Annotated in this window: 24 protein-coding genes and 1 tRNA gene; 12 read left to right on the top strand and 13 right to left on the bottom strand. The window is 68.0% G+C overall.

What is annotated here, in order from left to right; genetic code table 11:
* Positions 1-3: 3 nt before the first annotated feature.
* Positions 4-840 (bottom strand): tetratricopeptide repeat protein, encoded by an 837-nt coding sequence (locus HNP47_RS13140; protein WP_184279873.1) that lies wholly within the window; start codon positions 838-840, stop codon positions 4-6.
* An 86-nt stretch (positions 841-926) separates the two neighbouring features.
* Between HNP47_RS13140 and HNP47_RS13135 the strand changes: the two genes are divergently transcribed.
* On the top strand, positions 927-2,312 hold the full coding sequence (locus HNP47_RS13135) for a M17 family metallopeptidase (protein ID WP_184279872.1): 1,386 nt from the start codon (positions 927-929) through the stop codon (positions 2,310-2,312).
* On the opposite strand, the gene HNP47_RS13130 is transcribed toward HNP47_RS13135, so the two are convergent.
* On the bottom strand, positions 2,313-2,786 hold the full coding sequence (locus tag HNP47_RS13130) for a hypothetical protein (RefSeq protein WP_184279871.1): 474 nt from the start codon (positions 2,784-2,786) through the stop codon (positions 2,313-2,315).
* A gap of 177 nt (positions 2,787-2,963) precedes the next feature.
* On the opposite strand from HNP47_RS13130, the gene HNP47_RS13125 reads away from it, so the two are divergent.
* Complete coding sequence (locus HNP47_RS13125) at positions 2,964-3,746, top strand: C40 family peptidase (protein WP_184279870.1); 783 nt, start codon at positions 2,964-2,966, stop codon at positions 3,744-3,746.
* Here HNP47_RS13125 and mmcB read toward each other — a convergent pair.
* Genes mmcB through thpR form a run of 4 tightly spaced genes read right to left on the bottom strand, consistent with a single transcriptional unit; the run spans position 3,743 to position 5,934 of the window.
* A complete protein-coding gene (gene mmcB / locus HNP47_RS13120; protein ID WP_055754257.1) occupies positions 3,743-4,186 on the bottom strand; it encodes a DNA repair putative endonuclease MmcB in 444 nt (147 codons plus the stop codon). The genes HNP47_RS13125 and mmcB overlap by 4 nt on opposite strands.
* A 45-nt stretch (positions 4,187-4,231) precedes the next feature.
* Complete coding sequence (locus HNP47_RS13115) at positions 4,232-4,756, bottom strand: lipocalin family protein (RefSeq protein WP_184279869.1); 525 nt, start codon at positions 4,754-4,756, stop codon at positions 4,232-4,234.
* Positions 4,757-4,813: 57 nt separating this feature from the next.
* Complete coding sequence (locus HNP47_RS13110) at positions 4,814-5,398, bottom strand: GNAT family N-acetyltransferase (RefSeq protein WP_184279868.1); 585 nt, start codon at positions 5,396-5,398, stop codon at positions 4,814-4,816.
* Entirely contained in the window at positions 5,395-5,934 is a 540-nt protein-coding gene (gene thpR / locus HNP47_RS13105) for an RNA 2',3'-cyclic phosphodiesterase (RefSeq protein WP_184279867.1), read from the bottom strand. Before thpR ends, HNP47_RS13110 begins: the two co-directional genes overlap by 4 nt.
* A gap of 130 nt (positions 5,935-6,064) precedes the next feature.
* Here thpR and HNP47_RS13100 point away from each other — a divergent pair, with 130 nt between their 5' ends.
* The gene (locus HNP47_RS13100) at positions 6,065-6,814 is read left to right on the top strand and encodes a Bax inhibitor-1/YccA family protein (protein WP_055754260.1); all 750 of its coding nucleotides are present in this window, start codon (positions 6,065-6,067) and stop codon (positions 6,812-6,814) included.
* Positions 6,815-6,867: 53 nt separating this feature from the next.
* Here HNP47_RS13100 and HNP47_RS13095 read toward each other — a convergent pair whose 3' ends face one another.
* The gene (locus HNP47_RS13095; protein ID WP_184279866.1) at positions 6,868-7,203 is read right to left on the bottom strand and encodes a DUF2794 domain-containing protein; all 336 of its coding nucleotides are present in this window, start codon (positions 7,201-7,203) and stop codon (positions 6,868-6,870) included.
* A 319-nt stretch (positions 7,204-7,522) separates the two neighbouring features.
* Entirely contained in the window at positions 7,523-8,854 is a 1,332-nt protein-coding gene (locus tag HNP47_RS13090) for a trypsin-like peptidase domain-containing protein (RefSeq protein WP_221415121.1), read from the bottom strand.
* A gap of 170 nt (positions 8,855-9,024) precedes the next feature.
* On the opposite strand from HNP47_RS13090, the gene HNP47_RS13085 reads away from it, so the two are divergent.
* The 4 genes from HNP47_RS13085 to HNP47_RS13070 all read left to right on the top strand — a co-directional run bounded on the left by HNP47_RS13085 (position 9,025) and on the right by HNP47_RS13070 (position 11,963).
* A complete protein-coding gene (locus HNP47_RS13085) occupies positions 9,025-9,324 on the top strand; it encodes a DUF6356 family protein (RefSeq protein WP_184279864.1) in 300 nt (99 codons plus the stop codon).
* 80 nt (positions 9,325-9,404) lie between these two features.
* The gene (gene rlmN / locus HNP47_RS13080; protein WP_184279863.1) at positions 9,405-10,565 is read left to right on the top strand and encodes a 23S rRNA (adenine(2503)-C(2))-methyltransferase RlmN; all 1,161 of its coding nucleotides are present in this window, start codon (positions 9,405-9,407) and stop codon (positions 10,563-10,565) included.
* Between the two features lie 111 nt (positions 10,566-10,676).
* On the top strand, positions 10,677-11,117 hold the full coding sequence (locus tag HNP47_RS13075; protein WP_184279862.1) for a DUF350 domain-containing protein: 441 nt from the start codon (positions 10,677-10,679) through the stop codon (positions 11,115-11,117).
* Positions 11,118-11,129: 12 nt separating this feature from the next.
* Complete coding sequence (locus tag HNP47_RS13070; RefSeq protein ID WP_184279861.1) at positions 11,130-11,963, top strand: serine protease; 834 nt, start codon at positions 11,130-11,132, stop codon at positions 11,961-11,963.
* Between the two features lie 331 nt (positions 11,964-12,294).
* On the opposite strand, the gene HNP47_RS13065 is transcribed toward HNP47_RS13070, so the two are convergent.
* Positions 12,295-15,159, bottom strand: a complete 2,865-nt coding sequence (locus HNP47_RS13065) for a pitrilysin family protein (RefSeq protein WP_184279860.1) — start codon at positions 15,157-15,159, stop codon at positions 12,295-12,297.
* Between the two features lie 246 nt (positions 15,160-15,405).
* Here HNP47_RS13065 and HNP47_RS13060 point away from each other — a divergent pair, with 246 nt between their 5' ends.
* Complete coding sequence (locus tag HNP47_RS13060) at positions 15,406-15,570, top strand: hypothetical protein (protein ID WP_184279859.1); 165 nt, start codon at positions 15,406-15,408, stop codon at positions 15,568-15,570.
* Here the strand turns inward: HNP47_RS13060 and HNP47_RS13055 are convergent.
* Positions 15,567-16,436, bottom strand: a complete 870-nt coding sequence (locus HNP47_RS13055; protein WP_184279858.1) for an isoaspartyl peptidase/L-asparaginase family protein — start codon at positions 16,434-16,436, stop codon at positions 15,567-15,569. The genes HNP47_RS13060 and HNP47_RS13055 overlap by 4 nt on opposite strands.
* A 144-nt stretch (positions 16,437-16,580) precedes the next feature.
* On the opposite strand from HNP47_RS13055, the gene HNP47_RS13050 reads away from it, so the two are divergent.
* Positions 16,581-17,582, top strand: a complete 1,002-nt coding sequence (locus tag HNP47_RS13050; RefSeq protein WP_184279857.1) for an NADPH:quinone oxidoreductase family protein — start codon at positions 16,581-16,583, stop codon at positions 17,580-17,582.
* 1 nt (position 17,583) lies between these two features.
* Here the strand turns inward: HNP47_RS13050 and HNP47_RS13045 are convergent, their stop codons facing one another.
* Complete coding sequence (locus tag HNP47_RS13045) at positions 17,584-17,982, bottom strand: YkvA family protein (RefSeq protein WP_184279856.1); 399 nt, start codon at positions 17,980-17,982, stop codon at positions 17,584-17,586.
* 55 nt (positions 17,983-18,037) lie between these two features.
* Here HNP47_RS13045 and HNP47_RS13040 point away from each other — a divergent pair, with 55 nt between their 5' ends.
* The 3 genes from HNP47_RS13040 (at position 18,038) to arsH (ending at position 20,342) form a co-directional block, all read left to right on the top strand.
* Positions 18,038-18,820 (top strand): SDR family NAD(P)-dependent oxidoreductase, encoded by a 783-nt coding sequence (locus HNP47_RS13040; RefSeq protein ID WP_184279855.1) that lies wholly within the window; start codon positions 18,038-18,040, stop codon positions 18,818-18,820.
* Between the two features lie 220 nt (positions 18,821-19,040).
* A tRNA-Gly gene (locus tag HNP47_RS13035) sits at positions 19,041-19,115 on the top strand.
* 471 nt (positions 19,116-19,586) lie between these two features.
* On the top strand, positions 19,587-20,342 hold the full coding sequence (gene arsH / locus HNP47_RS13030) for an arsenical resistance protein ArsH (RefSeq protein ID WP_035307546.1): 756 nt from the start codon (positions 19,587-19,589) through the stop codon (positions 20,340-20,342).
* Positions 20,343-20,458: 116 nt separating this feature from the next.
* Here arsH and HNP47_RS13025 read toward each other — a convergent pair whose 3' ends face one another.
* Positions 20,459-21,568, bottom strand: coding sequence for a Fic family protein (locus tag HNP47_RS13025; protein ID WP_184279854.1), 1,110 nt, complete (start codon positions 21,566-21,568; stop codon positions 20,459-20,461).
* Between the two features lie 224 nt (positions 21,569-21,792).
* Complete coding sequence (locus HNP47_RS13020; RefSeq protein WP_003169303.1) at positions 21,793-23,724, bottom strand: cytochrome c/FTR1 family iron permease; 1,932 nt, start codon at positions 23,722-23,724, stop codon at positions 21,793-21,795.
* Positions 23,725-23,821 lie beyond the last annotated feature (97 nt).

Here is a 23,821-nt window from a genome sequence, read left to right as displayed (position 1 = left end):
GGATCAGCCGCCTTGCAGCGAATTCCAGGTGCGGGCGGTGTCGGTCGCGGGCGAAGGACTCGCCGCGCCGCCGCCGGATGTCGGCGCGCCGCCTGTGCTGCGCGAACGCAGCCATTGCAGGTTCTGCTCGGCCTGCTCGGGCGGCAGTTCGCGGCGCAGGATCTGTTCGGCCTCGCCCATCTTGCCCTGAAGGCCCAGCACCATGGCCAGGTTCTGGCGCACCTTGGCCGAGGCGGTCGGCTGGGCCACGGCGCGACGCAGCAGGGTCTCGGCGCCCGGCGCATCGCCATGCGTCAGGGCGGCGGTGGCCGCGTTAGTCAGGACGTCGGGGTTGTCGGGCGACAGGGCCAGGGCCTGGTTCCAGGCGGCGCGAGCGTCGTCGGTGCGACGCACCTGTTCATAGGCCACGCCCAGCAGGGAGTAGGGGCGCCAATCGCGGGGCGCCAGGTTGCGCGCCTGCTCTAGCGGCGCCACGCCATAAAAGGCCTGTCCGCGCGCGATGTGGGCGCGGCCCAGCTCCAGCAGGGCGTCGAGATTGTTGGGCTGGAGCGTCAATGTCGCCTGGGCGGCCTCGGCCGCTTGGTCATAGCGGCCCAGCTCACGCAGGGCCTGGGCCAGTTTCACGCCCGCCACGGCGTCGGTCGGATCGGCCTGCTGCTCCGAGGCCCAGAACACCGAGCGCGACAGGGCGTCCATCCGGTCATAGGTGGCGCGCACCGCAGCCGACGACGGCGCGCGAGCCTGGGCCGCCGTCGCCGCCGTCGGATCGGCCGCCAGCGCCGGCGTGCCGGACAGGGCGATCAGGGCGACGGTTGCGAGAAGGGCGGGCATGCGCGACATGGGTCAGGTCCAGACGGTCCTAGAGGTCTCGCCCCTAGAATCGCCGGTTCGCGTCAACCGATGGTTAACTTCGTTTCGAGGGCCTCATGTCCGTCTCGCATCCCCTGCTGGTGTCCGCCCGTGACGGCGACGGCGCCATTCCGATCCGCTTCATTCATGCGGGCGGCGTGCTGGACGGTGCGGCCCGCCGCTGGGGCGATCGGCATGGGTTCGAAGGCAAGCCGGGCCAGCTGCTGGTCGTGCCGGACGCGGACGGCGAGATCGGCCAGGTGGTTGTCGGCGCGGGCGCGACCTTCGATCCGATGAGCGTGCGGGGACTGTCGGCGCGGCTCCCGGGCGGCCTGTATCGGCTTGAGGTCGCCGCGCAGGACGCGGAACTGGCGACCCTGGCCTTCCTGCTGGGGGCCTATGTCTTCGATCGCTACAAGGCCCGGCCGGGCCGGGCGCCCGTGCGGCTGGTGGCGCCGGACGGGGTGGATGTCGCCGAAATCTCGCGCATCGCCGCCGCCTGCGCCCTGGCGCGCGAAATGGTCGATACGCCCGCCGCCGACATGGGGCCGTTGCAGATCGAGACCATCGCCCGCGAGATCGCGGAGAGCGCCGGCGCCGAGATCACCGTCACCACCGGCGACGCCCTGCTGGAAGACAACTATCCGGCCGTCCACGCGGTGGGGCGCGCCGCCGCCTCGCACCGTGCGCCGCGTCTGATCGAGATCGGCTGGAAGCTGGACCGGACCGACCTGCCGCTGGTCGCCCTGGTCGGCAAGGGTGTGGTGTTCGACACCGGCGGTCTGGACCTGAAGCCCGCCGCCGGCATGCGCAATATGAAGAAGGACATGGGCGGCTCGGCCCATGCCCTGGCCCTGGGGCGTCTGGTGATGCAGGCGGACCTGCCCGTGCGATTGGTGGTCATCGTCGCGGCGGTCGAGAACGCCGTGTCGGCCGACGCCTTCCGGCCTGGCGACATCCTGAACAGCCGCAAGGGTCTGACCATCGAGATCGGCAATACGGACGCCGAAGGCCGCCTGATCCTGGCCGACGCCCTGACACGGGCGGGCGAGCATGACCCCGACCTGACGCTGGACTTCGCCACCCTGACCGGCGCCGCGCGGATCGCCCTGGGCCCGGAGCTGCCGCCGCTTTATACAGACGACGAAGCCCTGGCCGCCGGGCTGCTTGCTGCGGCGGGTCAGGTGCGCGATCCCCTGTGGCGGATGCCGCTGTGGCCCGGCTATCGCGGCGCGCTGGACGCCGAGATCGCGGATCTCCGGAACGACCCGGCCGGTTGGGCCCAGGCCGGATCGGTGACGGCCGCCCTGTTCCTGCAAAAGTTCGCTCCGACCACGGGGGCCTGGGCGCACATGGACATCTTCGCCTGGAACCCCCGCGCCCGCCCCGGCTATCCGGAAGGCGGCGAGGTCCAGGCGCTGAGAGCCTGCTACGCCATGCTGAATGCGCGCTACGCGACGTAGTTAAGCGAAGGCGTAGGCGGGATCTGGTTCGGGATCGCCCGACGGAGATCGCGGCGGTCGAGGCTTACTGACACGTCGGCCCCGCAACCGCACGCCTCTGATCCGGCCGATCAGTTTCCCAGCGAGGCCCTGCATCAGGTCGCGGCGTCGGATCAGGCCTCGCCAACCGGCGACCGCGCGTAAACTGACCGCCAGAACGACGATGTCGAAGACGACGGTTACGTCGAACATCAGAACCCAGGCCGCCATGTCAGGGGCGGCCATCGAGAACAGCCGGACGCCTTCCGTCTCGAACAGCATCACGGCCGCGACGCCCACCAGAGCGACGAGGCCCAACCCCACTGTTCGACCGCGTGACAGGCCCGCCAAGAATCGCGCAGGCGTCTCGACCAGCCATTTTCTGAGGGCCGTGCCGACGACGCCTTCGTCAGCGAGGGTCAGGCCAAAAATGATCAGAACGCTCAGCAGCAGCATAGGGACCTCCAGGCGCGACGACCTCAAACCGAAATGGGAGCCAAAGGTGACGCTTCAAGACAGCATCGCTCCATCAAGAACGCGGTTCTGTTGATTTTCTTTCGCAAAAACGTCTCGCGTTAACGGCCCCTAAGCCATCGGGGGATAAGGCTGTGGGTTCAGCAATGCGAGTTCACGTTGACCGACGTCCTCGACCTTCTTCCGCCCGGCGACCGCCTCGTTCGCCCTGACCTCGCCGAACAGGCGCTGGAAGGGCTGGTGCGCGCAGACGCCTATCGGGCGACCGAGGCCATGCACTGTCGCGTCGCCGTGGCCGACATCCTGTCCGATGTTGACGGTCGGATCGACCAGCTTCTGCATGGCGAGATCTTCGACGTTCTGGATCGGGCGAACGGCCGCGCCTGGGGCCGGGCGCGGCGCGATGGCGTCGTCGGCTGGGTCGTGCTGGACAGTCTGTCGGCCGGCGCGCCCTTGGCGACCCACTGGATCGCCGGCGTGGACGCGGCCCTGCCGCTAAACGCTTTGGTGGTCGAGGCGACGGATGTGGCCGAGACTGATCTGAAGCCGATCGGCGCATTCGAGACGGATCTGGTCGCGGTGGCTGAGCGGTTGCTCGGGCGGCCGCATGAACTTGGCGCGCGATCTTCGATCTCCACCGACTGTTCCGGCTTGGTGCAGCAGGCCCTGCTGGCATGCGGCCTGCCCGGTCCGCGCCGGTCGGACGCGCAGGCCCGGTTGGGTCGAGCGGCGTCTTCATCGGATCTACAGCGCGGCGACATCGTCGTCTGGCTGGCGTCGAGCGACGATCAGGACTGGATGGGTCATTCGGCGCTGATGCTGGACGGCGAACGCATCATTCACGCGACAGGCGGCAAGGGCGTGGTGATCGAGAGCCTGGCCGAGGTCGAGGCGCGTCTGGTCGCCGAGGGTTTTGCGACCGCCGTCTTCCGCCGGCTCTAGTCCCGTAAGGTCCGCATCGCCCCCAACCGTGCGAAGGCCAGCGTCAGCGCCTTGCGGCGGGCGGGCGCCAAACCGATCACCGGCGCGTCTCGCACGACCGCGCCGCCGAAACCGTCTGCGACGATCAGGCCCGGTTCGTCGGGCAGAATGTCCTGTGGAAACTCGGGCGCGACGGCGAAGAAGAAGGCGTCGCAGAACGGTCCGTACTCGTGCCATTTGCGGTCGACGCGATAGTCCTCGACGCCCGACTTGACCTCGCAGATGACGATGTCGCCCTTGCGCCCGATCGCCATGACATCGGCGCGCCGGCCGTTGGGCAGGCAGACTTCCAGGAGCGGCGCATAGCCCATGTCCATCATCAGCCGCGCCGCACCGCGCGTGACCGAAAGGGTGGTCTCGGGGCGGCTGAAGACGAGTTCGAGATGGGCGACGGCGGACATGCCGACAGCTTATGTTCCGCCTACGTTCCTATCGCAAGCGGCGCCTTAGAGACCGGTGTGGACCAGACGGCCGGTGCTGAAGCCCAAGGCGCGAACGCGGCTCAAGATGCGGTCGCGCTCAGCCTGCGAGGCATTCTGGTTGCGGTGCCAGATCCACCAGTTCGACTTGTCCGGCAGACCCATGATGGCCCAGCTGTAGTCCGGGGCATGGTCGTAGACCCAGTAGTTCTGGCCCGCCAAGCCGCCGAAGCTGAGCAGGCCGGTCAGGCTGAATCGGAACTTCGCATTGGTCGTGGTGTCGGTGACACGGGCGTTGGCGCGCAGCGTCTCGACCTTGCCATCGGCGCGCCGGGTGCAGGTCACGGTGATGGCGTAGCGGTCGGCGGCGCTCTGCGGCGTGAAGTCGATCTGCGCCCGGCTGCAGTCCTTCTGGACATTGTTGTGATTGCGCTCGATCTCGAACCACCGGCCGTCGAAGCGGTTCAGATCGACATTCGACGCCTGCGCAAACGCCAATGACGGCAAGGCGGCGAGCGCGACGGTGGCGGCGATCAGGCTGGCGCGAAACATGGGCGTATCCTCGTTCGGTTTCGAAGGAATACGACGCGCCGACGCGTTCGGTTGTGATCAGCCCTTCAGGCGCGTCCGATTGATCGCCCATTCGTCGCGCGTCTGGCCCCACAGATCGGTGGCGATGTCCTGGAAGGGTTCGGGCAGGACGCCCGGCCCGCGATTGCGCGAACCCAACCGTGTCGCGACCGCCGCCGAGGGCAGATTCTCGGGCGCGATGCAGTGGATGACGTCGTCCCACCCCAGCACGTCGAAGGCGTAGTCCATCGTGGCTGCGGCCGCTTCAACCGCATAGCCCTTGCCGGTGGCGTCGCGATGCAGGCTCCAGCCCACCTCGCGGCCGGGCCAGCCGTAGGGGTGAAGCGGGCCGATGCGGCCGATCCACTGGCCGGTCTCCTTTTCCAAGATGGAGAACATCCCCTCTCCCGTCAGGGCCCACATGCCCGCGACGGTGCAGATCAGGCGCCAGACCTGGGGTGCGGGCTGGACCCCGCCGATGAAGCGGGCGGTCTCGGGATCGGCCATGAACTCAGCCCAGCGCGGAAAGTCCTCAAGCGCAGGCGGACGCAGGATCAGCCGATCGGTCTCCAGCGTCGGCCCCAAGGTCACATGGGGCGGCACGGTGTATGCGGCAGTGCTCACAGCAGATACTCCCGCTCCAGCTCGTAGTGGCTGCCGCTGTCGGTCAGGACGCTGGAATACAGGCCGAAGCGATCGATGCGGATCGGCGGCGAATGCAGCAGATTATGCCCCGACACCCAGGCGCCGAGCCGGTCGGGATTGGTCTGGGTCTTGAGATAGGCCAGGGTCACATGCGGTTTGTAGGTGCGCGCCTCCATGCCGATCCCGGCCCGTTCTCCGGCGGCCTTGCAGCGCCCGGCGAGAACCGACAGGCGCTCATTGGGCGTTTCGACCCCGGCCCACAGCGTGTGGCTGCGGTGGTCGTCGCCGAAACAGCCGACGCCCTTCAGCGCGATCTCGAACGGACCGCCCGCCGCGCGCGTCAGCTCCGACGCCAGGTCGTCGGCGCGGCGTTCGTCGGTCTCGCCATAGAAGGCGAGCGTGACGTGCAGGGCTTCCAGCGGCCGCCACCTTGCGCCGGGCAAGCCCGATTGCCGTCGTTTCAGCGTCTCTGCGACGTCGGGCGGCAGGGTCAGGGCGGTGAACAGACGAAGCATGCGACCGAAAGTAGCGGCCGGAACACAAGCCTCCAAGTCCGGTTTTCCTTGCAGCGCGGGCCTCGGCTCACGATATTCAAAGCCTGTGACCGGAGAAGCCTCTCCGGCCAATCGGAGAAAGTTCGTCGCCATGAGCGATTTCAACAACGGTTACGCCCGTCCTCTGCCGCAGACGGCCGACATGTCGGTCGACGCCGGCCTGCGCAGCTTCATGCTGGGCGTCTACAACAAGCTGGCCCTGGGCCTCGTGGTGGCCGGCGCCTTGGCCTATGTCACCGGCAATGTGCCGGCGGTGCAGCAGCTGCTGTTCGTCCAGACGGCGGACGGGCGGATCGGGCTGACGATCCTGGGCATGATCGTGCAGTTTTCGCCGCTGGTGATGCTGTTCGGCTCGATGTTCTTCATGAAGAACCCGACCGCCAAGGGCGTGAACATGCTCTACTGGGCCGTGGTCGCCACGATCGGCGCGGGCCTGGGCATTCTGTTCCTGCGCTACACGGGCGGTTCGCTGGCCACGACCTTCCTGGTGACGGCGGCGGCCTTCGGCGGTCTGAGCTTGGTGGGCTATACGACCAAGAAGGACCTGACCGGCATGGGCACCTTCCTGATCATGGGCGTGATCGGCCTGATCATCGCCTCGATCGTGAACATGTTCCTGCAGTCCGGGACCTTCTATCTGATCATCTCGGGCCTGGGCGTGCTGATCTTCTCGGGCCTGATCGCCTACGACACCCAGCGTCTGAAGATGACCTACTACGCCCTGGGCGGCGACCAGAACGCGATGGGCGTGGCGACCGGCTTCGGCGCTCTGAGCCTGTTCATCAACTTCGTGAACCTGTTCCAATTCCTGCTGGCCTTCATGGGCGGCAACCGGAACTGAGGTCTGTCGAAAAACGGATACGGAAAGGGCCCCTCGCGGGGCCCTTTTTGTTTCTACTCGACCACCTGAAACCGGCGACCGTCGAAGACGCGCAGCACCTGGGCCAGGTCGCGGCCGCGTTTCAGGATCTGGCCGCCTTCGCCGATGACGGCCCACTGGCCCTGGCGGGTTTGGAGGGCGGGGCGCTTTTCGATGCGGTAAAGCGGGGCGTCGCCGCTGCGGCGAAAGACGGCGAACTCGGCGAAATCCTTGTGGCCCACCATGGCGTAGTCGCGCCATTCGCCCTGCGCGACCATGCGGCCATAAACCCTGAGGATCGGGTCCAGTTCGCGGCGGTCGAAGAAGACGGGGCCGGGCGCCGGCGTCGTGTCGTGAGGGTTCAGGCTCATAGGCTCAACTTAGGCCGCTGGAGGCGCGACGCCAGAGGCGGCCAGGAAATCGACGCAGACACGAAATGGCCCCGTTTCGGTCCTTCGCCCGCCCGTATGCGCAACGAAATATCGATCATCGGCTCGTCGGAGTTCGGAAGCGTCCCGGATCCTGAACAGCCCCCCCAGCCCCCCTGGATGTTTCCAGTTTACGGGCTCCGGCGGCCGATGCTTCCTCCAAGCGAGCGCCCGCCCTGCCTTTCCCCTCCCCCTCCCTGGCAAGGCGGGCGTTTCGCTGTCTGGAGCCTGCCAGCAGCGCCGCGTCGGCGTCTGACCCCGCCTAAAGCGACAAGGTCAGGTTCAAGGTCTCTCCGTTTCGGATCACGGTCGCCTCGACTGATCCTGAGGCGCTCTGCAGGGCTGTCGCGGCTGCGCGAGCGTCGGCGACAGGCTGGCCTGCGATGGCGGTGATCACATCGCCGGCCGTCAGTTCGGCCTGGGCGGCGGGCGAGCCGGCCGCGATCGCCGTGACCTGTGCGCCGCCGTCCTGGTCTCGCAGCGTCGCCCCATAGGCCAGCACCGACTGGGGCCCGACGATCACGGGCTGATCAGCGGGCGTCTCGACCGCCAGCGACGTGGTCGCCTCGCGGCCGCCGCGCAGATAGGAAACGCTGAGATCCGAGCCCGGCGCGGCGATGCCGATGGTGGCGTTGACCGAGCCGGCGTTGGCGACGGGGCGGCCCTCGATGCGCGTGATGACGTCGTTGTGGCGCAGGCCTGCGCGTTCGGCCGGCGATCCCGGCGCGACATCGGCGACAACGGCCCCACGCACGATGCCCAGATGCAGGTCGCGCGCGCGTTCGGCGTTCAGCGAGCCGAAGATGGCCCCGGTCGCGCCGCGCTTGACCTCGCCGTTCTTCTTCAGCTGGTCGGCGACGTAGAGCATGATCCGCGTCGGTACGGCGAAGGCGATGCCGTCGTTGCCGCCGCCGAGCCCCCCCGACAGGATCGAGGTGTTGATGCCGATCAGCCGGCCCCGGCTATCCAGCAGCGGCCCGCCCGAATTGCCCGAGTTCACGGCCGCGTCGGTCTGGATATAGTCCTCGACCGCATCGCCTAACCCTGAGCGGTTCAGGCCCGAGATGACGCCCATGGTCAGGGTCTGGTCCAGGCCCAGCGGATAGCCGACGGCGAAGGCCAGGTCGCCGGTGCGCAGGGTGTCGGAATCCACCGTCTGGACCTGTTTCAGGTTCAGCGGCCGACCATCGGGCACGATGCGCAGCACGGCGATGTCGGTCGCCTTGTCCGCCCCGACCAGCACAGCGTCGAACAGGCGGCCGTCCGTCAGATCGACGGTGAACTTACGCCCGCCCTCGACGACGTGATTGTTGGTGATCACCAGCCCCTCGGCCGCATCGACGATGACGCCGGAGCCGGAGGCGTAGGGTTTGGGATCGGCCGCGTCCGAACTGGGACCGCGCGACTGGCCCAGGGTCGTGACCTGCACCACCGCCGGAAGCGAGCCCTCAAGCCCCGACGAGAAGCTGAAGACCCCGCGCCGGGCGTCATAGGGCAGGCCTGCCGCGCCTGACTGCGCCATCACCGGCGTCGCTGAGGCCAGCAGGGCCAAGGCGACGGCCATGGAAGAGGCGGGCGAAAGGCGGATCGGCATGGGCATTTCCTTGATCGAACGCCGACCCTAGACCGAGTTTTCACTTCTGACGATGGGTCTGAAGCGGGCAGGTGGCGTGTCGGTCGCGTCCATTGAACAGATCGCGATGGGGCTTGCGTCGCCAGCCGTCCGGCGTGACCATGGTCTTACGGGAACAGGAGGCCGCCACCATGAGTCAGACGACGATCGACCGCCGCCGTTCGGGCTCGACCGCGTTCGACCGCCTGTTCCGCGACCACCCGCGCGAGGTCGACGAGACCTATCTGCAGCACATGGCCGCCTCGGCCGGCTTCGGCTTCAAACTGCTGGGTCTGGCGAGCGCCGCCTTCGCTCACGCAATCGTGCCGGGCGTCCACAAGGCTACCGTTTCGACCGCCATCCGCAGCATGGCCAAGGACATGGGCGGTCGGGCCGAGGAGGCGCGCGAGACCCGGATGCGCGACGCCGGCGTCTGGGACGTGGGCCTCTAGGCGGTCGAATCCGCCCCGGCCATGCAATCGCCGGGATCCGTGCTATATAGGCCGGCTCAACCTCACGCAGGATCGCCGCCTTGAGCATCACGCTCGATCTTTCGCGCGTCTCTAACGCGCCCGCCGTCAAGGCCCCCGTCAACCTCAGCGGTCTGACGCGCCCCGGCCTGCGCCAGGCCCTGATCGACGCGAACGTCTGTCCGCCCGAGAAGGCCAAGATGCGCGCCAGCCAGGTCTGGAGCTGGATCCACCACTATGGCGTGACCGAGTTTTCGGCCATGAGCAATGTCGCCAAGGACATGCAGGCCAAGCTGGCCGAGCATTTCACCCTGGCCCGTCCCGAGGTCGTCGAACGCCAGGTGTCCAAGGACGGCACCCGCAAATGGCTGATCCGCACCGCGCCGGGCATCGAGATCGAGACCGTCTACATCCCCGACGTCGGCCGGGCCGGCGCGCTTTGCGTGTCCAGCCAGGTCGGCTGCACCCTGAACTGCACCTTCTGCCACACCGGCACGCAAAAGCTGGTCCGCAACCTGACCGCCGCCGAGATCGTGGCCCAGGTCCAGGTGGCGCGCGACGACCTGGAGGAGTGGCCGTCGCCCAAGGAAGACCGGCGCCTGTCCAACATCGTCTTCATGGGCATGGGCGAGCCGCTCTACAATCTGGACCATGTCGCCGACGCCATCGACATCATCTCGGACAACGAGGGCATCGCCCTGTCGCGCCGTCGGATCACGGTCTCGACGTCGGGGGTGGTGCCGCAGCTTCAGGCCTTAGGCGACCGCACGGCGGCCATGCTGGCCATCAGCCTACACGCCACCAACGACGCGCTTCGCGACGTGCTCGTGCCGCTGAACAAGAAATATCCGCTGGACCAGCTGATGGCGGCGATCCGGGCCTATCCGGGCCTGTCCAATGCACGCCGGGTGACGTTCGAATACGTCATGCTGAAGGGCGTCAACGACAGCCCGGAAGAGGCGCGCGCCCTGCTGAAGCTGATCGAGGGCATTCCGGCCAAGATCAATCTGATCCCGTTCAACCCCTGGCCCGGCGTCGAGTACGAATGCTCGGACTGGAAGACGATCGAACGCTTCGCCGCCATCCTGAACAAGGCCGGTTACGCGTCACCCATCCGCACCCCCCGCGGCCGCGACATCCTGGCCGCGTGCGGCCAGCTGAAGTCCGAGAGCGAAAAGGTGCGGGCCTCAGCGCTCCGGAAGGCGGAGCAGGCGGCGGCCTGATTCTCGTGTCCTCTCCTGATGAGAGGACACAACCTTCGGACACATAATGTCACGCAGTGTGTCCCTGGCGCGCTTGCGGATTGGGGCGACAATCGGGCAAGGCATCTGGGCATGGACCCCTCCTTGTCGAACGTCCTTTCCAGCGCCGAGGTGCAGGCTTTCGCCTCGGGCTTCCCGGTCATGGTGATGCACCTGATCGTGACCTTGCTGCTGCTCTCGGCGGGGGCGACGGTCTATGCGCTGCTGACGCCGTGGAAGGAGGTCGCCCTGATCCGTCAGGGCAATGTCGCCGCCGCCATCGCCTTCGCCGGCATTCTGGTGGGGTTGGCGGTGCCGCTGGCGGTGTCGCTGTCGGTGTCGACCTCGGTGCGCGACATCGCCATCTGGGGGGTGGCGACCGTGGTGCTGCAGCTTCTGGCCTTCCGGGTCGTGGACCTGCTGCTGACGGGCCTGCCCGAGCGGATCCGCCACGGCGAGATTTCGGCGGCGGTGGTGTTGCTGGGCGCCAAGCTGGCGACGGCCGTCATCCTGTCCGCCGCGCTGACCGGCTGATCGGCCGGAGGAATGCAGTTTCCCCGCCTGCCGGACTGGGCCATCTATGGAGCGGTGGCGGCCGTGTTTTTGGCGGTGTCTCTGGGGCGGCGCGAGAACGCCGATGCGCCGCCGGTCGCCGAGGCGGGGTCTGATGTGGCCGAGGGCGCGCTGTTGGGCCCCATCACCCCCTTTGACGCCGCCGTAACCGTCGATGCGGGCGAGGCGCCGTTCAAGCCGTCGTCGGGCACGGCCTTCTCCATCGCAGGACGGGGGCGCTGGGTGACGGCGCGCCATGTTGTCGAGGGGTGCCGCAAGCCGGCGTTGGTGGTCGGCGAGGGGCGGGCGGTCGCGGCCGACGTCCGTCTGGCGCCGCGCGCCGACGTCGCCTTGCTGATCACCGACGGCGGTCCCGCCGCACTGCCGGTCGCGGTCGAGGCGCCGCTGCGCAAGGGCCAGCGCGCCTTCCATCCCGGTTTTCCGCAGGGGCGTCCCGGCGAGGTGACGTCTCGCCTGCTGGGGCGCGAGACCTTGAAGGTCTTCGGGCGCGGTGCGCGCGACGAGCCGGTGCTGTCCTGGGCCGAGGTCGGGCGCACCAACGGGCTTGAGGGCACATTGTCGGGGCTGTCGGGCGCGCCAGCGCTGGATGCGCAGGGCCGCGTCGTGGGCGTCACCATCGCCGAGGCGCCGAGACGGGGCCGGATCTATACGACGGCTCCCGAGACGTTCGGGCCGGCCATTCGCGGCGAACAGACGCCGGCCGACGACGCGCGCGGCCAAGCCATCACGACCGAGGATTACGGCCAGGTATCCAACCGGCTAAGGCGCGATCTGCGCGTGGCCCAAGTGGTCTGTCTGTCGGTCTAGCGGACGGAATTGCACGCGGCGAAAAGCGTGCAATGGCGTGCAATTTGGCGGCAAGAGACGGAAATCGCAGGGATAAATCTTCGCTCGAATTGGACGCGTGCAATTGTCGAGGCAGGTCGGGCCCGGCCTTGAGAGCTAAGGCCTCGGCGTGGCAGATCGCGATGTCAAAGATCGGGGATGGATCATATCCCCGTTCGAAGCCCGTATGGATGATTGTCGACGGTCGCCCAAAAGTCCCTGAAAAGAGACGACTTCGGTCCTGAAAATAGGACGGCTGGCGGCCGACCCCCTCCTTCGCCGCGGTGGGAAGGAGGGGGCTTGCCGATCCGCCTTACTTCAGCGAGCCGTTGTTCAGGTTCAGGGCGCCCGCCTCGATGACTTCGAGGTTCGGGTGTTTGGCGCGCAGATCGTCCAGGAACTTCGAGCCGTCGCCGACGATGACCAGGCTGGCGCGGTTGGCCGGCAGGTGTTCGGCGAAGGCGGCCTCGACCTGTTCCGGCGTCGCAGCGCGGACCCGGCCGGCGTAGTCGGCGAGGTCGCTCATCGGCAGGTCATAGAGGGCCAGGTTGGCGACCAGGGCGCCCAGACCGTCCACCGTCTCCAGCGAGCGGCCGAAGCCGCCGATCAGGGTGGCGCGGCGCGGGGCCAGGTCGGCCTGGGTCGGGGTCTCGGCGCCCAGTTTGGCGATCTCGGCCAGGATCAGGTCGGCGACCTCGTCGGCGGTCTCGTTCTTGGTCTGGGTCGAGGCGGTGAACAGGCCCGCATCCGCCCGCACGCCCAGCGACGACGAGGCGCCGTAGGACAGGCCGCGCTTGATGCGGATTTCCTGGTTCAGCCGCGACGAGAAGCCGCCGCCCAACAGGGTGTTGCCGACCGTCAGCGGGAAGAAGTCCGCATCGGTGCGCGACACGCCGCGAACGGCGGCGACGACCGCGGCCTGACCGGCGCCGGGCTGGTTCACCACGACGATGCGCGGCGCCAGGGGCTGACCGGCCGGGTTGGTCGCAGCGGCCGGGGCCGCGCCGGTCGGGCGCCAGTCGCCGAACGCCTGTTGCGCCAGGGCGCGGGCGGCGGCCGGCGTGATGTCGCCCGAGAAGACCAGGGTCGCGTCCGACGGCCGGTAGCGGGCGGCGTGGAAGGCGGCGACATCGGCCGCCGTGATGGCCGGGACGGTCTGCTGGGTGATCGTCGCGCCATAGGGGGCGTCGCCGTAGATGACGCGGCCGACCGTCATGCCGGCGATGGACGCCGGCTGGCTGAGGGCGACGCGCAGGCCATCCAAGGTCTGGGCCTGCTGACGTTCAAGCTCTTCGCCGGCGAAGGTCGGGTTCTTCACCAGATCCGCCATCAGGGCCACGGTCGCCGGGAAGGCGTTCGACGGCGCGTTGGCGTAGACGTTGGAGAAGTCGACCCCGGCCGATGCGCCGACGCTGGCGCCCAGTTGCTCGATCTGGGTGGCGATCTCGGGGGCGGTCCTGGTCTTGGTGCCCTGGGTCAAAAGCGCGGCGGTCATGGCGGCGACGCCGGCCTTGCCCGTCGGATCGTCGGACGAGCCGGCGTCGAAGCTGAGGCGGGCCGAGACCAGCGGCACGCCGTCGGTCGGAGCGACCAGGACGCGCAGGCCGTTATCCAAGCGGAAGTCGGCGACGGTCGGCGTCACGGGCGCGACCTCGGCGCCCGGCTGGGGCAGGGGCTTGCGCTCCGCCTCAGGCAGCATGACGGCGGGCGGACCGGCGGGGGCCAGGTCGGCGACCTTCACGGGGGCGTCCACGTTCATCTTCTGAACCGAGGCGGGGTTCCGGTCGTCGGCGGCCAGGAAGGTGATCGTCGATTGGCGCTGCGGCGTCAGATATTTGCGGGCGACGCGCTGAATGTCGGCGACGGTGACGGCCTGGATCTGAGCGACCTCTTCGTCGGCGGCGGCGGCTGAGCCGGTGTTGATCAGCGAGAAGCCCAGGGCGGTCGCGCGGTCGTCCACCGTCTCGCGGCTGCGCAGGGCGTCGGCGACCAGTTCGTTCATGGCCTCGGCCAGTTCGGCGGCGGTGACTGGAACGTCGCGCAGCTTGGCGATCTCGTCGTTCAGGGCGGCGATGCCTTCCTCGGCCGTGTGGCCCTGGGCCATGATGGCCAGGGCGGACAGATTGCCGGCCTGCTGAGAGAAATCGGGGGTCGAACCGATCTGGGCCGCAATCTGCTTGTCATAGACCAGCGAGCGATACAGGCGGCTGGATTCGCCGGTGGACAGGATGCCGTCCAGAACGGTCAGGGCTGCGCGGTCGGCGTCGGCGTATTTCACCGTCGGCCAGGCGACGACGGCGGCCGGCAGCGGCACGTTCGGCGCATAGTAGGTGACGTTGCGCGGACCCGTCGGCTCGGGCTCGACGACAGTGTTGGTCGGGATCGGCGTGGTCGGGTTCTTCAGCGGTCCGAAATACTGATCCACCCAGCGGTCCAGTTGGGCCTGGTCGAAGTTGCCGGCCACGATCAGATAGGCGGCGTCAGGGCGATAGTAGGTGGCGTGGAAGCGGCGCACGTCTTCCAGCGAAGAGGCCTCAAGCTCCTCGATCGAGCCGATGCCCGGACGGCGATAGGGGCTGTCCTGATAGATGGTTTCAGGCACGAACAGGCCGAACAGGCGGCCGTAGGGATTGGCCAGAATCCGCTGACGGTATTCCTCCTTCACCACGTCGCGCTCGGCGACGAAGGTCGGCTCGTCCACGACCAAGGACCCCATGCGGTCGGCCTCGGCGAACAGCATCCGCTCCAGATGGTTGGCGGGCACGGTCTCGAAATAGGCGGTGGTGTCGTCGGCGGTGAAGGCGTTGTTGGAGCCTCCCACGTCCTCGGTCAGCCGGTCGAACGTCTCGGGCGGCAGGTTGGTGGTCGACTTGAACATCAGGTGTTCGAACAGGTGGGCGAAGCCCGAGCGGCCGGCCGGATCGTCTTTTGAGCCGACCTTGTACCAGACCTGGACCGTGACGTTCGAGGTGTCGGCGTCACGCGCCGAATAGACTTCCAGCCCGTTGGCCAGGACGCGCTTGGTGAAGCCCAGCGGGGGCACGGTCACGCCCTGCGGCGCCTGCTTCGTCGATTGAGCGGCGGCTGCGGCGGGCGCGGCGCCCTCTGCGAAGGCGGGGGCGGCGAGGCCGAGAAGGAGGGCCGAGGCGGCAGCGGTGGCGATCAGGCGGGATTTCATGAAGGACTCCGAAGCCCGGAACGCCGGGCGCGGAGACCGTATCAGCGATTGGGCGTCTTGCACCTTACCGACCTGTAATGAAACGGATTAAGCAAGGCCGTTGATGGACAAATCCCCGACGGCGCTCTATTCGCCGATAGGTCGCATTCCAGCGACCACCCAAGCCGAGGACGCGTGCCGAGACGAGCGAAAGCGACTTCTGTCTCCGACGAAAAGATCGCGGTCTGGGCCTTCGTTCTGCAAAATATGGTTACTCCGCCCGCCGTTCTCTACGGCAGCTGGGCGGCCGCTGCGATGGTGGAGCAGGTAGAGAGCTATCTGGCGGCGGGCATGGATGCGGTGGTCAGCAAGCCTGTCGATCTGAAGGTTTTGCTGACCATCATTTCCGAAGTGATGTCCGCCAAGACCTAGTCGCGGAAGACCTGGACGCCGATCTCGCCGGCGGTGGTCAGCCAGGCGTGCTTCATGCCCTGGCTGTTGAACGGGGCGGCGATGTTTCCGGCGGCGTCCAGGGCGATCATGCCGCCGTCGCCGCCCATCTGACCGATCTCGTCGATGACGGCCTGGGTCGCCTCGGCCAGCGACTGGCCGGCGGCGACGCGCCAGGCGACCTGGGCGGAGGCGGCGACGCGGATGAAATATTCGCCCTGGCCGGTGCAGGAGGTCGCGGCGTGGGCGTCGGCCCAGGTCCCGGCGGCGGGGATCGGCGTGTCGCCGACGCGGCCCGGCATCTTGCCGAACACCCCGGCGGTGGAGGTGGCGGCGGCGAGACGGCCCTGGCTGTCCAGCACGCAGGCGCCGACGGTGCCGTGGCTGAGCGTGCCGGGCGGATGGTTGTCCTCGCCCTTGCCGGCGCCGGTGAACCAGGCGGCCTCGTCAGCGATGGGCTCCAGCCCCTGGTCGTGGGCGAACAGGGCCGCGCCCTCTCCCACCAGCATCACGTGAGGCGTGCGATCCATCACCGCGCGGGCGGCGACGACGGGATTGCGGAACCCTTGCAGGGCGGCGACGGCCCCGGCGCGTTTCGTTGATCCGTCCATGATGCTGGCGTCCAGCTCATAGGCGCCGGCGAGATTGGGCGAAGCGCCCTTGCCCGCGACGTAGAGACCCGAATCCTCCAGCATGACGACGGCGGCAATCGCGACGTCCAGGGCGCTGTCGCCCGCGTCCAGCCGGACCTTCATGGCCTCGACCACCTCGCGCATATGCACGACCTCGGCGTCGTAGTTGCGTTCGCGCCGGGCGCCGGCGCCGCCGTGGAGGATGAGGGCGGTCATGTCGTCTTCCTGAGCCTTGTCCTTATCGCCTCTTTCAAACGGGCGTGGCGCTCTTTAGCGTCGCGATGAAGGCCGCGCCATGTCGGTCCAGGGAAAACGGCCTCAAGCAGCGCGAAGCGCGGTAGGCCCAGAAAGGAAACTTTGATGCGCGCTGTTTTGTCCAAGACGCCTGGCGGCCCTGAAACCCTGGTCGTGGAAGACGTGCTCGACCCGACGCCCAAGGCGGGCGAGGTGATCATCGAGGTCAAGGCGGTGGGGATCAACTATCCCGACACGCTGATCATCGAGGACAAATATCAGTTCCGGCCCGAGCGGCCCTTCTCGCCGGGAGCCGAGGTCGCCGGCGTGGTCGAGGCCGTGGGCGAAGGCGTCAAGGGCGTGCGCAAGGGCGACCGGGTCATCGCCGTGCCGGGCTGGGGCGGGCTGGTCGAGCGGCTGGCGGTGCGGGCCGAGACGGTCATTCCCATCCCCGACGCCATGAGCTTCGAAGAAGCGGCGGCCCTGATCATGACCTATGGCACCAGCTACTATGCGCTGAAGGACCGGGCGCAGCTGAAGGCGGGCGAAACCCTCTTGGTGCTGGGCGCGGCCGGGGGCGTCGGCGCCGCCGCCGTCGAACTGGGCAAGGCCATGGGCGCGCGCGTCGTCGCCGCCGCCTCGACCAACGACAAGGTCGAGTTCGCGCTTGAGTTGGGGGCCGACAATGGCCTGATCTATCCGTCGGGACCGATGGACAAGGCGGCGCAGAAGGCGTTGTCGGGCGAGTTCAAGTTGGCGACCGGCCGCGACGGCGCGGACGTCGTCTATGACGCGGTCGGCGGCGATTACGCCGATCCGGCGCTGCGAGCCATGGACTGGAACGGGCGTTATCTGGTGGTCGGCTTCCCGGCGGGCATTCCGTCCCTGCCGCTGAACCTGACGCTGCTGAAGTCGGTGTCGGTGATCGGCGTCTTCTGGGGCGCGGCGGTGATGCGCGATCCCAAGGCCCACGCCGCCAATATGGCCGAACTGATGCAGATGTACGCGGACGGCAAGATCAGGCCGCGCGTGTCGAAGATCTTCCCGCTGGAAAAGGCCGGAGAGGCGATCAAAGCCCTGAGCGACCGTCAGGCGCTGGGCAAAATCGTGGTGACGGTCGAGAGCTGAGCTATTTGTCCTTCAGCCGCTGCACCGCGTCCTCGGCCTGGTCGCGGTGGCGGCGTTTGATGTTGGCGCCGACCAGGGCCAGCAGGGCGGTGATGACGGCCGCGTCGTCGGTATAGCCGATGCCCGCGAAGATGTCGGGAATGGCGTCCACCGGCATGACGAAATAGGCCAGGCCCGCGAAGATCATGCCCTTGGCCGCCATCGGCGTCTGCGGATCGCGCGCGGCGTACCAGGCGGCAAGGGCCTGGTCCGCAAAGGGGATGCGGGCGGCCGTGCGCTGAATCTTGGGCCAGAAGCCCTTGGTCACGCGCGCCTCGTTGATCTTCACCACCGACGGCACGAGCGCCTTTTTCGGGTCCAGGACATCCGACGGATCGGCGGGTTTGGCTTTGGCGGTCATGGCCGCTAAATCCTCAAACGAAACTCAGGTTCACGACAATATAGGAACGATCAGGATGAAACTCGACAACACCATCGCCGCAGTGGTCACCGGCGGCGCCTCGGGCCTGGGCGAAGGCACCGCACGCGCCATCGCGGCGACGGGGGCCAAGGTCGCCCTGTTCGACCTGAACGCCGAACGCGGCGAGGAAATCGCGAAAGAGATCGGCGGCGTCTTCTGCCAGGTGGATGTGACTGACGACGCCTCGGTCGCCGCCGCCTTCGAAAAGGCCCGCGCCGCCCATGGCCAGGAGCGTCTGACCGTCAACTGCGCCGGCATCGCCACCGGCCAGAAGACCGTCGCGCGCAAGAAGGACACCGGCGAGATCAAGGCCCACGACATGGCCCAGTTCGAGCGCACCGTGCGGGTCAATCTGTTCGGCACCTTCCGCGTGCTGTCGCAGTCGGCGGCGGGCATGGTGACGCTGGAGCCCATGGCGGACGGCGAGCGCGGCCTGATCGTCAACACCGCCTCGGTGGCGGCGCAGGACGGCCAGATCGGCCAGGCCGCCTATTCGGCGTCCAAGGGCGGCGTCTATGCCATGACCCTGCCGATCGCGCGCGATCTGGCTCAGGAAGGGGTGCGCTGCAACACCATCCTGCCCGGCATCATGTGGACGCCAATGATGGCCGGCATGGACCAGAAGATTCAGGACGCCCTGGCCGCCGCCATCCCCTTCCCCAGCCGTCTGGGCACGCCGGCCGACTATGCGTCGCTGGTGCTGGAGCTGGCGCGCAACGTCTACATCAACGGCGAATGCATCCGCCTGGACGGCGCCATCAGGCTGGCGCCGCGCTGAGGCGCGGAAGGGCGCTACGCTCACCGCGCGGCGGCTCGCTGCTTGAGCGCAAAAGCGCTTGGGCGGCGAGCAGCGGAGCGTTCCGACGGTGACCGTGGGGGCATTTACAGGGCTCAAGCAGCGCGAAGCGCGATAGCCCGAAAAAACCTCTTGCAGGACCGCTCAACCCTCCGCTATACGCCCCCTCCTCGACGGGGAGCGCACCTAGCTCCTACGGAGTGCGGGCGTAGCTCAGTGGTAGAGCACAACCTTGCCAAGGTTGGGGTCGAGAGTTCGAATCTCTTCGCCCGCTCCAGTCGAGATTGCCAAGGCAATCAATAGGTTATGGCAGGGCGATCCCAACGGGATCGCCCACCCTATTTTTTACGCCGCTACCACACCGCTACCAAAAATCTTTTGCTGGCGAGCGCTCGCCTGTCCATTGGCATGGCGCATTGCGGTGAAGGCCCCTGAAATCTGCTGAAAACACCGAACTAATTTTTGCGGAGATCGACCCGCGAGCAGGTCACGGGAAAATAGTGCCTTGGAATGTTGTTGCCCGCAGCTTCTTGCCTCGTATCCGTCAACCGCCGCCTTTGACTCTCTGAAGGATCCCGCGGGGTTTGGCGACGGTCAGGGTGTCGCGGTCTCGGCGCGGTCCCGAGCGATTGCTGTTCACCGTCCTGTAGTGACCTTAATAGGACCGGCCCGGTCTATCGCTCGTCCGCACGTCGGACTTCGCGGACGTCTGGCCGGCGTCGGCCGCCTGTCTGACCAAGGACCTGTGATGACCTTCACCCGCCTGCGCTCGCTGCCGGACCCGGATCATCTGCCGGCTCTGGACGCGGCCTATCTGTCCGCCGATCCCGCCCGTGGACTGGGCCCGACCGAGCCGGCGCCGCGTATCCTTCTCCTGTACGGATCGCTGCGCGAGCGGTCGTATTCGCGGTTCTGCGTCGAGGAAGCGGCCCGCCTGCTGCAGCAAATGGGATGCGAGACCCGCATCTTCGACCCCACCGACCTGCCCCTGCCGGGCGCGCCCGGCGACGACGACCACCCGGCGGTGCGCGAGTTGCGCGAACACGCCTTGTGGTCGGAGGGCATGGTCTGGTGCAGCCCGGAGCGGCACGGCCAGGTCTCCGGACTGATGAAGCTGCAGATCGATCACCTGCCGTTGAGCCTGGGCGGCATGCGCCCGACCCAGGGCCGGACGCTCGCCGTCATGCAGGTGTCGGGCGGGTCCCAGAGCTTCAACGCCGTCAACACTCTGCGCCTTCTGGGCCGCTGGATGCGGATGGTCACCATCCCCAACCAGTCGAGCGTGGCCAAGGCCTTCCAGGAATTCGACGAGGCCGGCCGGATGAAACCCTCGGCCTACTATGAGCGGATTGTCGATGTGATGGAGGAACTGGTGCGCTTCACCATCCTGGTCCGGCCCCACGCCGTTCAGCTCGTGGACCGCTATTCGGAGCGCAAGGCGGCCGGAGTTTTGGTGGATGCCGCGTCCGACCTCTCGGCCATTGCTATCGCACGCCAGGCCTGAGGCTGCGTTTTTGGCGGTAACGCGCCAGAACTGGCGAATTGCGATCCTCCCTGTCGAGGCAGGGTCTTCAGTGGAGCCGCACGGCGCAGAGCCTCGCCGGCGCCATGGGGAGGCGCTTATCCTCGATCGACCAGAGAATAGCTTGTGCTGCGACCGCCGCCGTCATCCTTCACGAGGATGCCCCGGTCCACCAGATCGTTGATGTCGCGCAGGGCCGTGTCGGGCGAGGACCTCGTCAGCGCCGCCCATTTGGTCGAGGTGAGCTTGCCTTCGAAGCCGTCGAGCAGCCGGTTGATGACCGTGCTCTGGCGCTCGCTCAACGTCTGACCTGCGAGCGCCTCCCAGAAGCGCGCCTTGCGCATGACATGCGTCAGGGTGGTTTCCGCGCCATCGAACGCGCGATCGAGGCAGCCGAGGAACCAGTCCAGCCAGAGGGTCACGTCCAGCGCGCCTTTCTGGGTCGTCTCCAGGGTCGCGTAGTAGTCCTTGCGCTCCAGCCGGATCTGGGCGGACATGCTGTAGAACCGCTGGGCGCTTTTCTCGGAACGGGCGAGCGCCATGTCGGCGATCGCCCGGGCGATCCGGCCGTTCCCGTCGTCGAACGGGTGGATGGTCACGAACCACAGGTGGGCGATCGCGGCCTTGAGGACCGGATCCGTCCGCGGCTCGTCAGTGAACCAGTCGAGGAACGCGCGCATCTCGTCCTGCAGACGGGCGGCGGGCGGCGCTTCATAGTGCACGCGCTCTCGTCCGAAGGGGCCCGAGACGACCTGCATCGGGCCGGAGCTCTCGTTGCGCCAGGCGCCGACGACGATCTTCGTCATGCCGCTGCGTCCGGTCGGAAACAGGGCGGCGTGCCAGCCGAACAGCCGTTCCTCGGTGAGCGGAGACGCAAAGTTCTGGGTCGCGTCGAGCATCATTTCGACGACGCCTTCGACGTTGCGATCCGCGGGGGCGAGGGCCCCGATATCCATGCCGAGGCGGCGGGCGATGGAGGATCGCACCTGATCCTTGTCGAGCAGCTCGCCTTCGATTTCGCTGGATTTCAGGACATCTTCGGTAAGGGTCTCGAGGACGGCTTCAGCGCGGAGGTCGAAGCCGAGCGTGTGCATCCGGCCAAGCAGAAGGCCTTGGCGATGACGGACGGCTGGGAGGCGATCGGCAAGCGCGTCAGCGCGCCATTCCAGACGCGGCCAGCCTTCGATCTCATGGATGTATTGCGCCATTCCCCGCACTCCTTGCGGGGAATATGGGCGTTATGCGCCGCAGGAGCAAGGCTGTTCTCCGCGTGAAGTGCGGAGAATAGGACGCCTAATCTCCGCACCAAGGGAGGCCTCGCACACTATAGGCGGCCCCCGCACCCTGGGTATCCGCGGACTGCGCGGCTATCGGCGCCCAAGGAGCTCCGAAACCCGCGGGCCGCAGTTGGGCCTCAGGCGGAGACGCCCGCTCAAGAGGCTGGGCGCGCGCCTTTCGGCGCCGCATGCCGGGAGAAGCCGACCACGAGGATAGCGATCGTCAGAAGCTGAACGGCGACGCCCTCGACCGTCGGATAAAGACCGAGGATCTCGATGCGGGGGATCCACGCCAGCGGATGGACATCGAGCCAGCCCGCCTCCTGCAGCGCAGCCACGCCCTTGCCGACGAGGACGACCGACAGGATGGCCATGAGGATCGAGCTCAGCGAGAAGAACCGGCCGATCGGGAGGCGCTTGCTGTAGGCCAGCAAGGCCCAGGCCACCACGGCCAGGATCGCCACCGCCGTAAGGGCGCCGGCCAGCATGCCGAGATGGCCGCCCTGGCTCCAGATCGCCGCATAGAACAGGATGGTCTCGAACACCTCGCGGTAGACCACCACGAAGGCCAGCAGGAACAGGAACCAGGCCGACCGTTTCGACAGGGCGTGAGAGAGCTTGTCGCGGATATAGGTCTGCCAGGCGTCGGCGTGCGACTTGCCGTGCATCCAGATGCCGACCGAGACGAGCACGACGGCCGCCAGAAGCGAGCCGAACCCTTCGGTCAGCTCCCGGCTGGCGCCGCTGATGGAGATGAAGAAGGTCGCGGCCGCCCAGGTGGCGCCGCCGGCGACCAGCGCGGCCACCCAGCCGCCGTGGACGTAGCGCAGCACCTCGGGACGTTCGGCCTTCCTGAGGAAGGCGATCATCGCCACCACGATGAGGATGGCTTCCAGACCTTCGCGCAGCAGGATGGTGAAGGCGCCGAGGAAGCTGGCGAGATTGTCCGCCTCCTGGGGCGCGAGTGCGCGTTCGGCCGTGTCCAGCAGGGCGTTCGCGCGGGCGACCCGGTCCGCGACCTCCTGGGCCGGCGCGCCCCTGCTGATCGAGACGCGCAGGTCGGTCATGGCCGTCTCGACCCGCCGCAGCAAGGCGCCGTCGCGGGCACCCAGCGCCGGCTCCATCGGTTCGACGCCGTCGAGATAGGCCGACAGGGCCAGGTCGGTCGCGGCCCTGCGATCGCCCCGGCGATAGGCGGCCTCGCTTTCGGCCAGTCGCGTCCGGGCCAGGGACAGGGTCGATCCTTCGGCGCGGACCGTCGCCTCCGGGTGGCGGCGCAGGTAGGCCGTGACCGCCCGTGCCTTCGTCTCGCCGATCCTTGTCGCCAGCTCGGCCGGCGTCGCCTGGGTGAGGGCGGCCAGGTCCGGGAAGACGGCGCGGATCGCCGGGTCGCTCTCCCAGAGGCGTCGACCTTCGGCGGCTTCGGCGTCGGTGAAGGCGAACCGGCCCACGTAGAAGGCCAGGGCCCAGCGGTCCTCGGCCGGCAGATGGGCGAAGCTGGCCATCGCCGTGCCCTCCAGCCCCTGATCGATGACCTGGTAGAGGCCGAACACGCTGCGCTGACGGGCGCGCTCCACATCCGCGAAGGCGATCGCGGGCGGATCAAGCCCCTCGGCGCCCGGGCCGTCGGCGCGTCCGGTCACGCCATGGCAGACCGAGCATTGCTCGGCATAGAGCGTCGCGCCGCGGGCCAGATCAGGCGGGAACGAAGGCGCCAGCGGGCTCGGATAGGCCGTCAGCACCGCGCCGGCGAGCGCCTTGGCCCGGTCGCCAACGACGCGCGGATCCGCCTTGTCCCTGATGGCCGCCTGCAGGGCCTCGGCGTCGCGGACCAGACCGGCCTTGGCCGGATTCGGCGGCAGGGCGTCCAGGCGGGTCCGGATCTGGCCGCCGAACTCGATCATCTCCCCGTATTCGGCCGGATTGGTCACCTGACCGTCGGCCACCGCGCCGGCGTAGTCGACCGCTACATAGTCGAGCAGCCGCCAGGCGACCTGGGCCTCGGAGGCGGACGGCGTCTGGGCCAGGGCGGGCGCGGCCAGCCCCAGGGCGAACAGCAGGGCAAGCAGACGGAGCAGAGGACGCATGGTCAATCCAGATGTGAACGGCTCGCATTAGCATTCAGGCGGCGACGCTGTCGCGCTTTATTCGCGACGCGGCCGGGCTCGTAGGCGGCTACGGGTC

The sequence above is a fragment of the Brevundimonas vesicularis genome (assembly GCF_014204545.1).
In the GTDB taxonomy this organism is placed as follows: Bacteria; Pseudomonadota; Alphaproteobacteria; order Caulobacterales; family Caulobacteraceae; genus Brevundimonas; species Brevundimonas vesicularis_B.
The sequence above is the reverse complement of the archived record's forward strand: the minus strand, read 5'-3'. Positions and strand labels throughout refer to the sequence as shown.

Coding starts and splice junctions, on each gene's coding strand:
- HNP47_RS13140 (WP_184279873.1), bottom strand. CDS start 840: ATGTCGCGCATGCCCGCCCTTCTCGCAACCGTCGCCCTGATCGCCCTG.
- HNP47_RS13135 (WP_184279872.1), top strand. CDS start 927: ATGTCCGTCTCGCATCCCCTGCTGGTGTCCGCCCGTGACGGCGACGGC.
- HNP47_RS13130 (WP_184279871.1), bottom strand. CDS start 2,786: ATGCTGCTGCTGAGCGTTCTGATCATTTTTGGCCTGACCCTCGCTGAC.
- mmcB (WP_055754257.1), bottom strand. CDS start 4,186: ATGTCCGCCGTCGCCCATCTCGAACTCGTCTTCAGCCGCCCCGAGACC.
- HNP47_RS13115 (WP_184279869.1), bottom strand. CDS start 4,756: ATGTTTCGCGCCAGCCTGATCGCCGCCACCGTCGCGCTCGCCGCCTTG.
- thpR (WP_184279867.1), bottom strand. CDS start 5,934: ATGCTTCGTCTGTTCACCGCCCTGACCCTGCCGCCCGACGTCGCAGAG.
- HNP47_RS13100 (WP_055754260.1), top strand. CDS start 6,065: ATGAGCGATTTCAACAACGGTTACGCCCGTCCTCTGCCGCAGACGGCC.
- HNP47_RS13095 (WP_184279866.1), bottom strand. CDS start 7,203: ATGAGCCTGAACCCTCACGACACGACGCCGGCGCCCGGCCCCGTCTTC.
- HNP47_RS13090 (WP_221415121.1), bottom strand. CDS start 8,854: ATGCCGATCCGCCTTTCGCCCGCCTCTTCCATGGCCGTCGCCTTGGCC.
- HNP47_RS13085 (WP_184279864.1), top strand. CDS start 9,025: ATGAGTCAGACGACGATCGACCGCCGCCGTTCGGGCTCGACCGCGTTC.
- HNP47_RS13075 (WP_184279862.1), top strand. CDS start 10,677: ATGGACCCCTCCTTGTCGAACGTCCTTTCCAGCGCCGAGGTGCAGGCT.
- HNP47_RS13070 (WP_184279861.1), top strand. CDS start 11,130: ATGCAGTTTCCCCGCCTGCCGGACTGGGCCATCTATGGAGCGGTGGCG.
- HNP47_RS13065 (WP_184279860.1), bottom strand. CDS start 15,159: ATGAAATCCCGCCTGATCGCCACCGCTGCCGCCTCGGCCCTCCTTCTC.
- HNP47_RS13060 (WP_184279859.1), top strand. CDS start 15,406: ATGGTTACTCCGCCCGCCGTTCTCTACGGCAGCTGGGCGGCCGCTGCG.
- HNP47_RS13055 (WP_184279858.1), bottom strand. CDS start 16,436: ATGACCGCCCTCATCCTCCACGGCGGCGCCGGCGCCCGGCGCGAACGC.
- HNP47_RS13050 (WP_184279857.1), top strand. CDS start 16,581: ATGCGCGCTGTTTTGTCCAAGACGCCTGGCGGCCCTGAAACCCTGGTC.
- HNP47_RS13045 (WP_184279856.1), bottom strand. CDS start 17,982: ATGACCGCCAAAGCCAAACCCGCCGATCCGTCGGATGTCCTGGACCCG.
- HNP47_RS13040 (WP_184279855.1), top strand. CDS start 18,038: ATGAAACTCGACAACACCATCGCCGCAGTGGTCACCGGCGGCGCCTCG.
- arsH (WP_035307546.1), top strand. CDS start 19,587: ATGACCTTCACCCGCCTGCGCTCGCTGCCGGACCCGGATCATCTGCCG.
- HNP47_RS13025 (WP_184279854.1), bottom strand. CDS start 21,568: ATGGCGCAATACATCCATGAGATCGAAGGCTGGCCGCGTCTGGAATGG.
- HNP47_RS13020 (WP_003169303.1), bottom strand. CDS start 23,724: ATGCGTCCTCTGCTCCGTCTGCTTGCCCTGCTGTTCGCCCTGGGGCTG.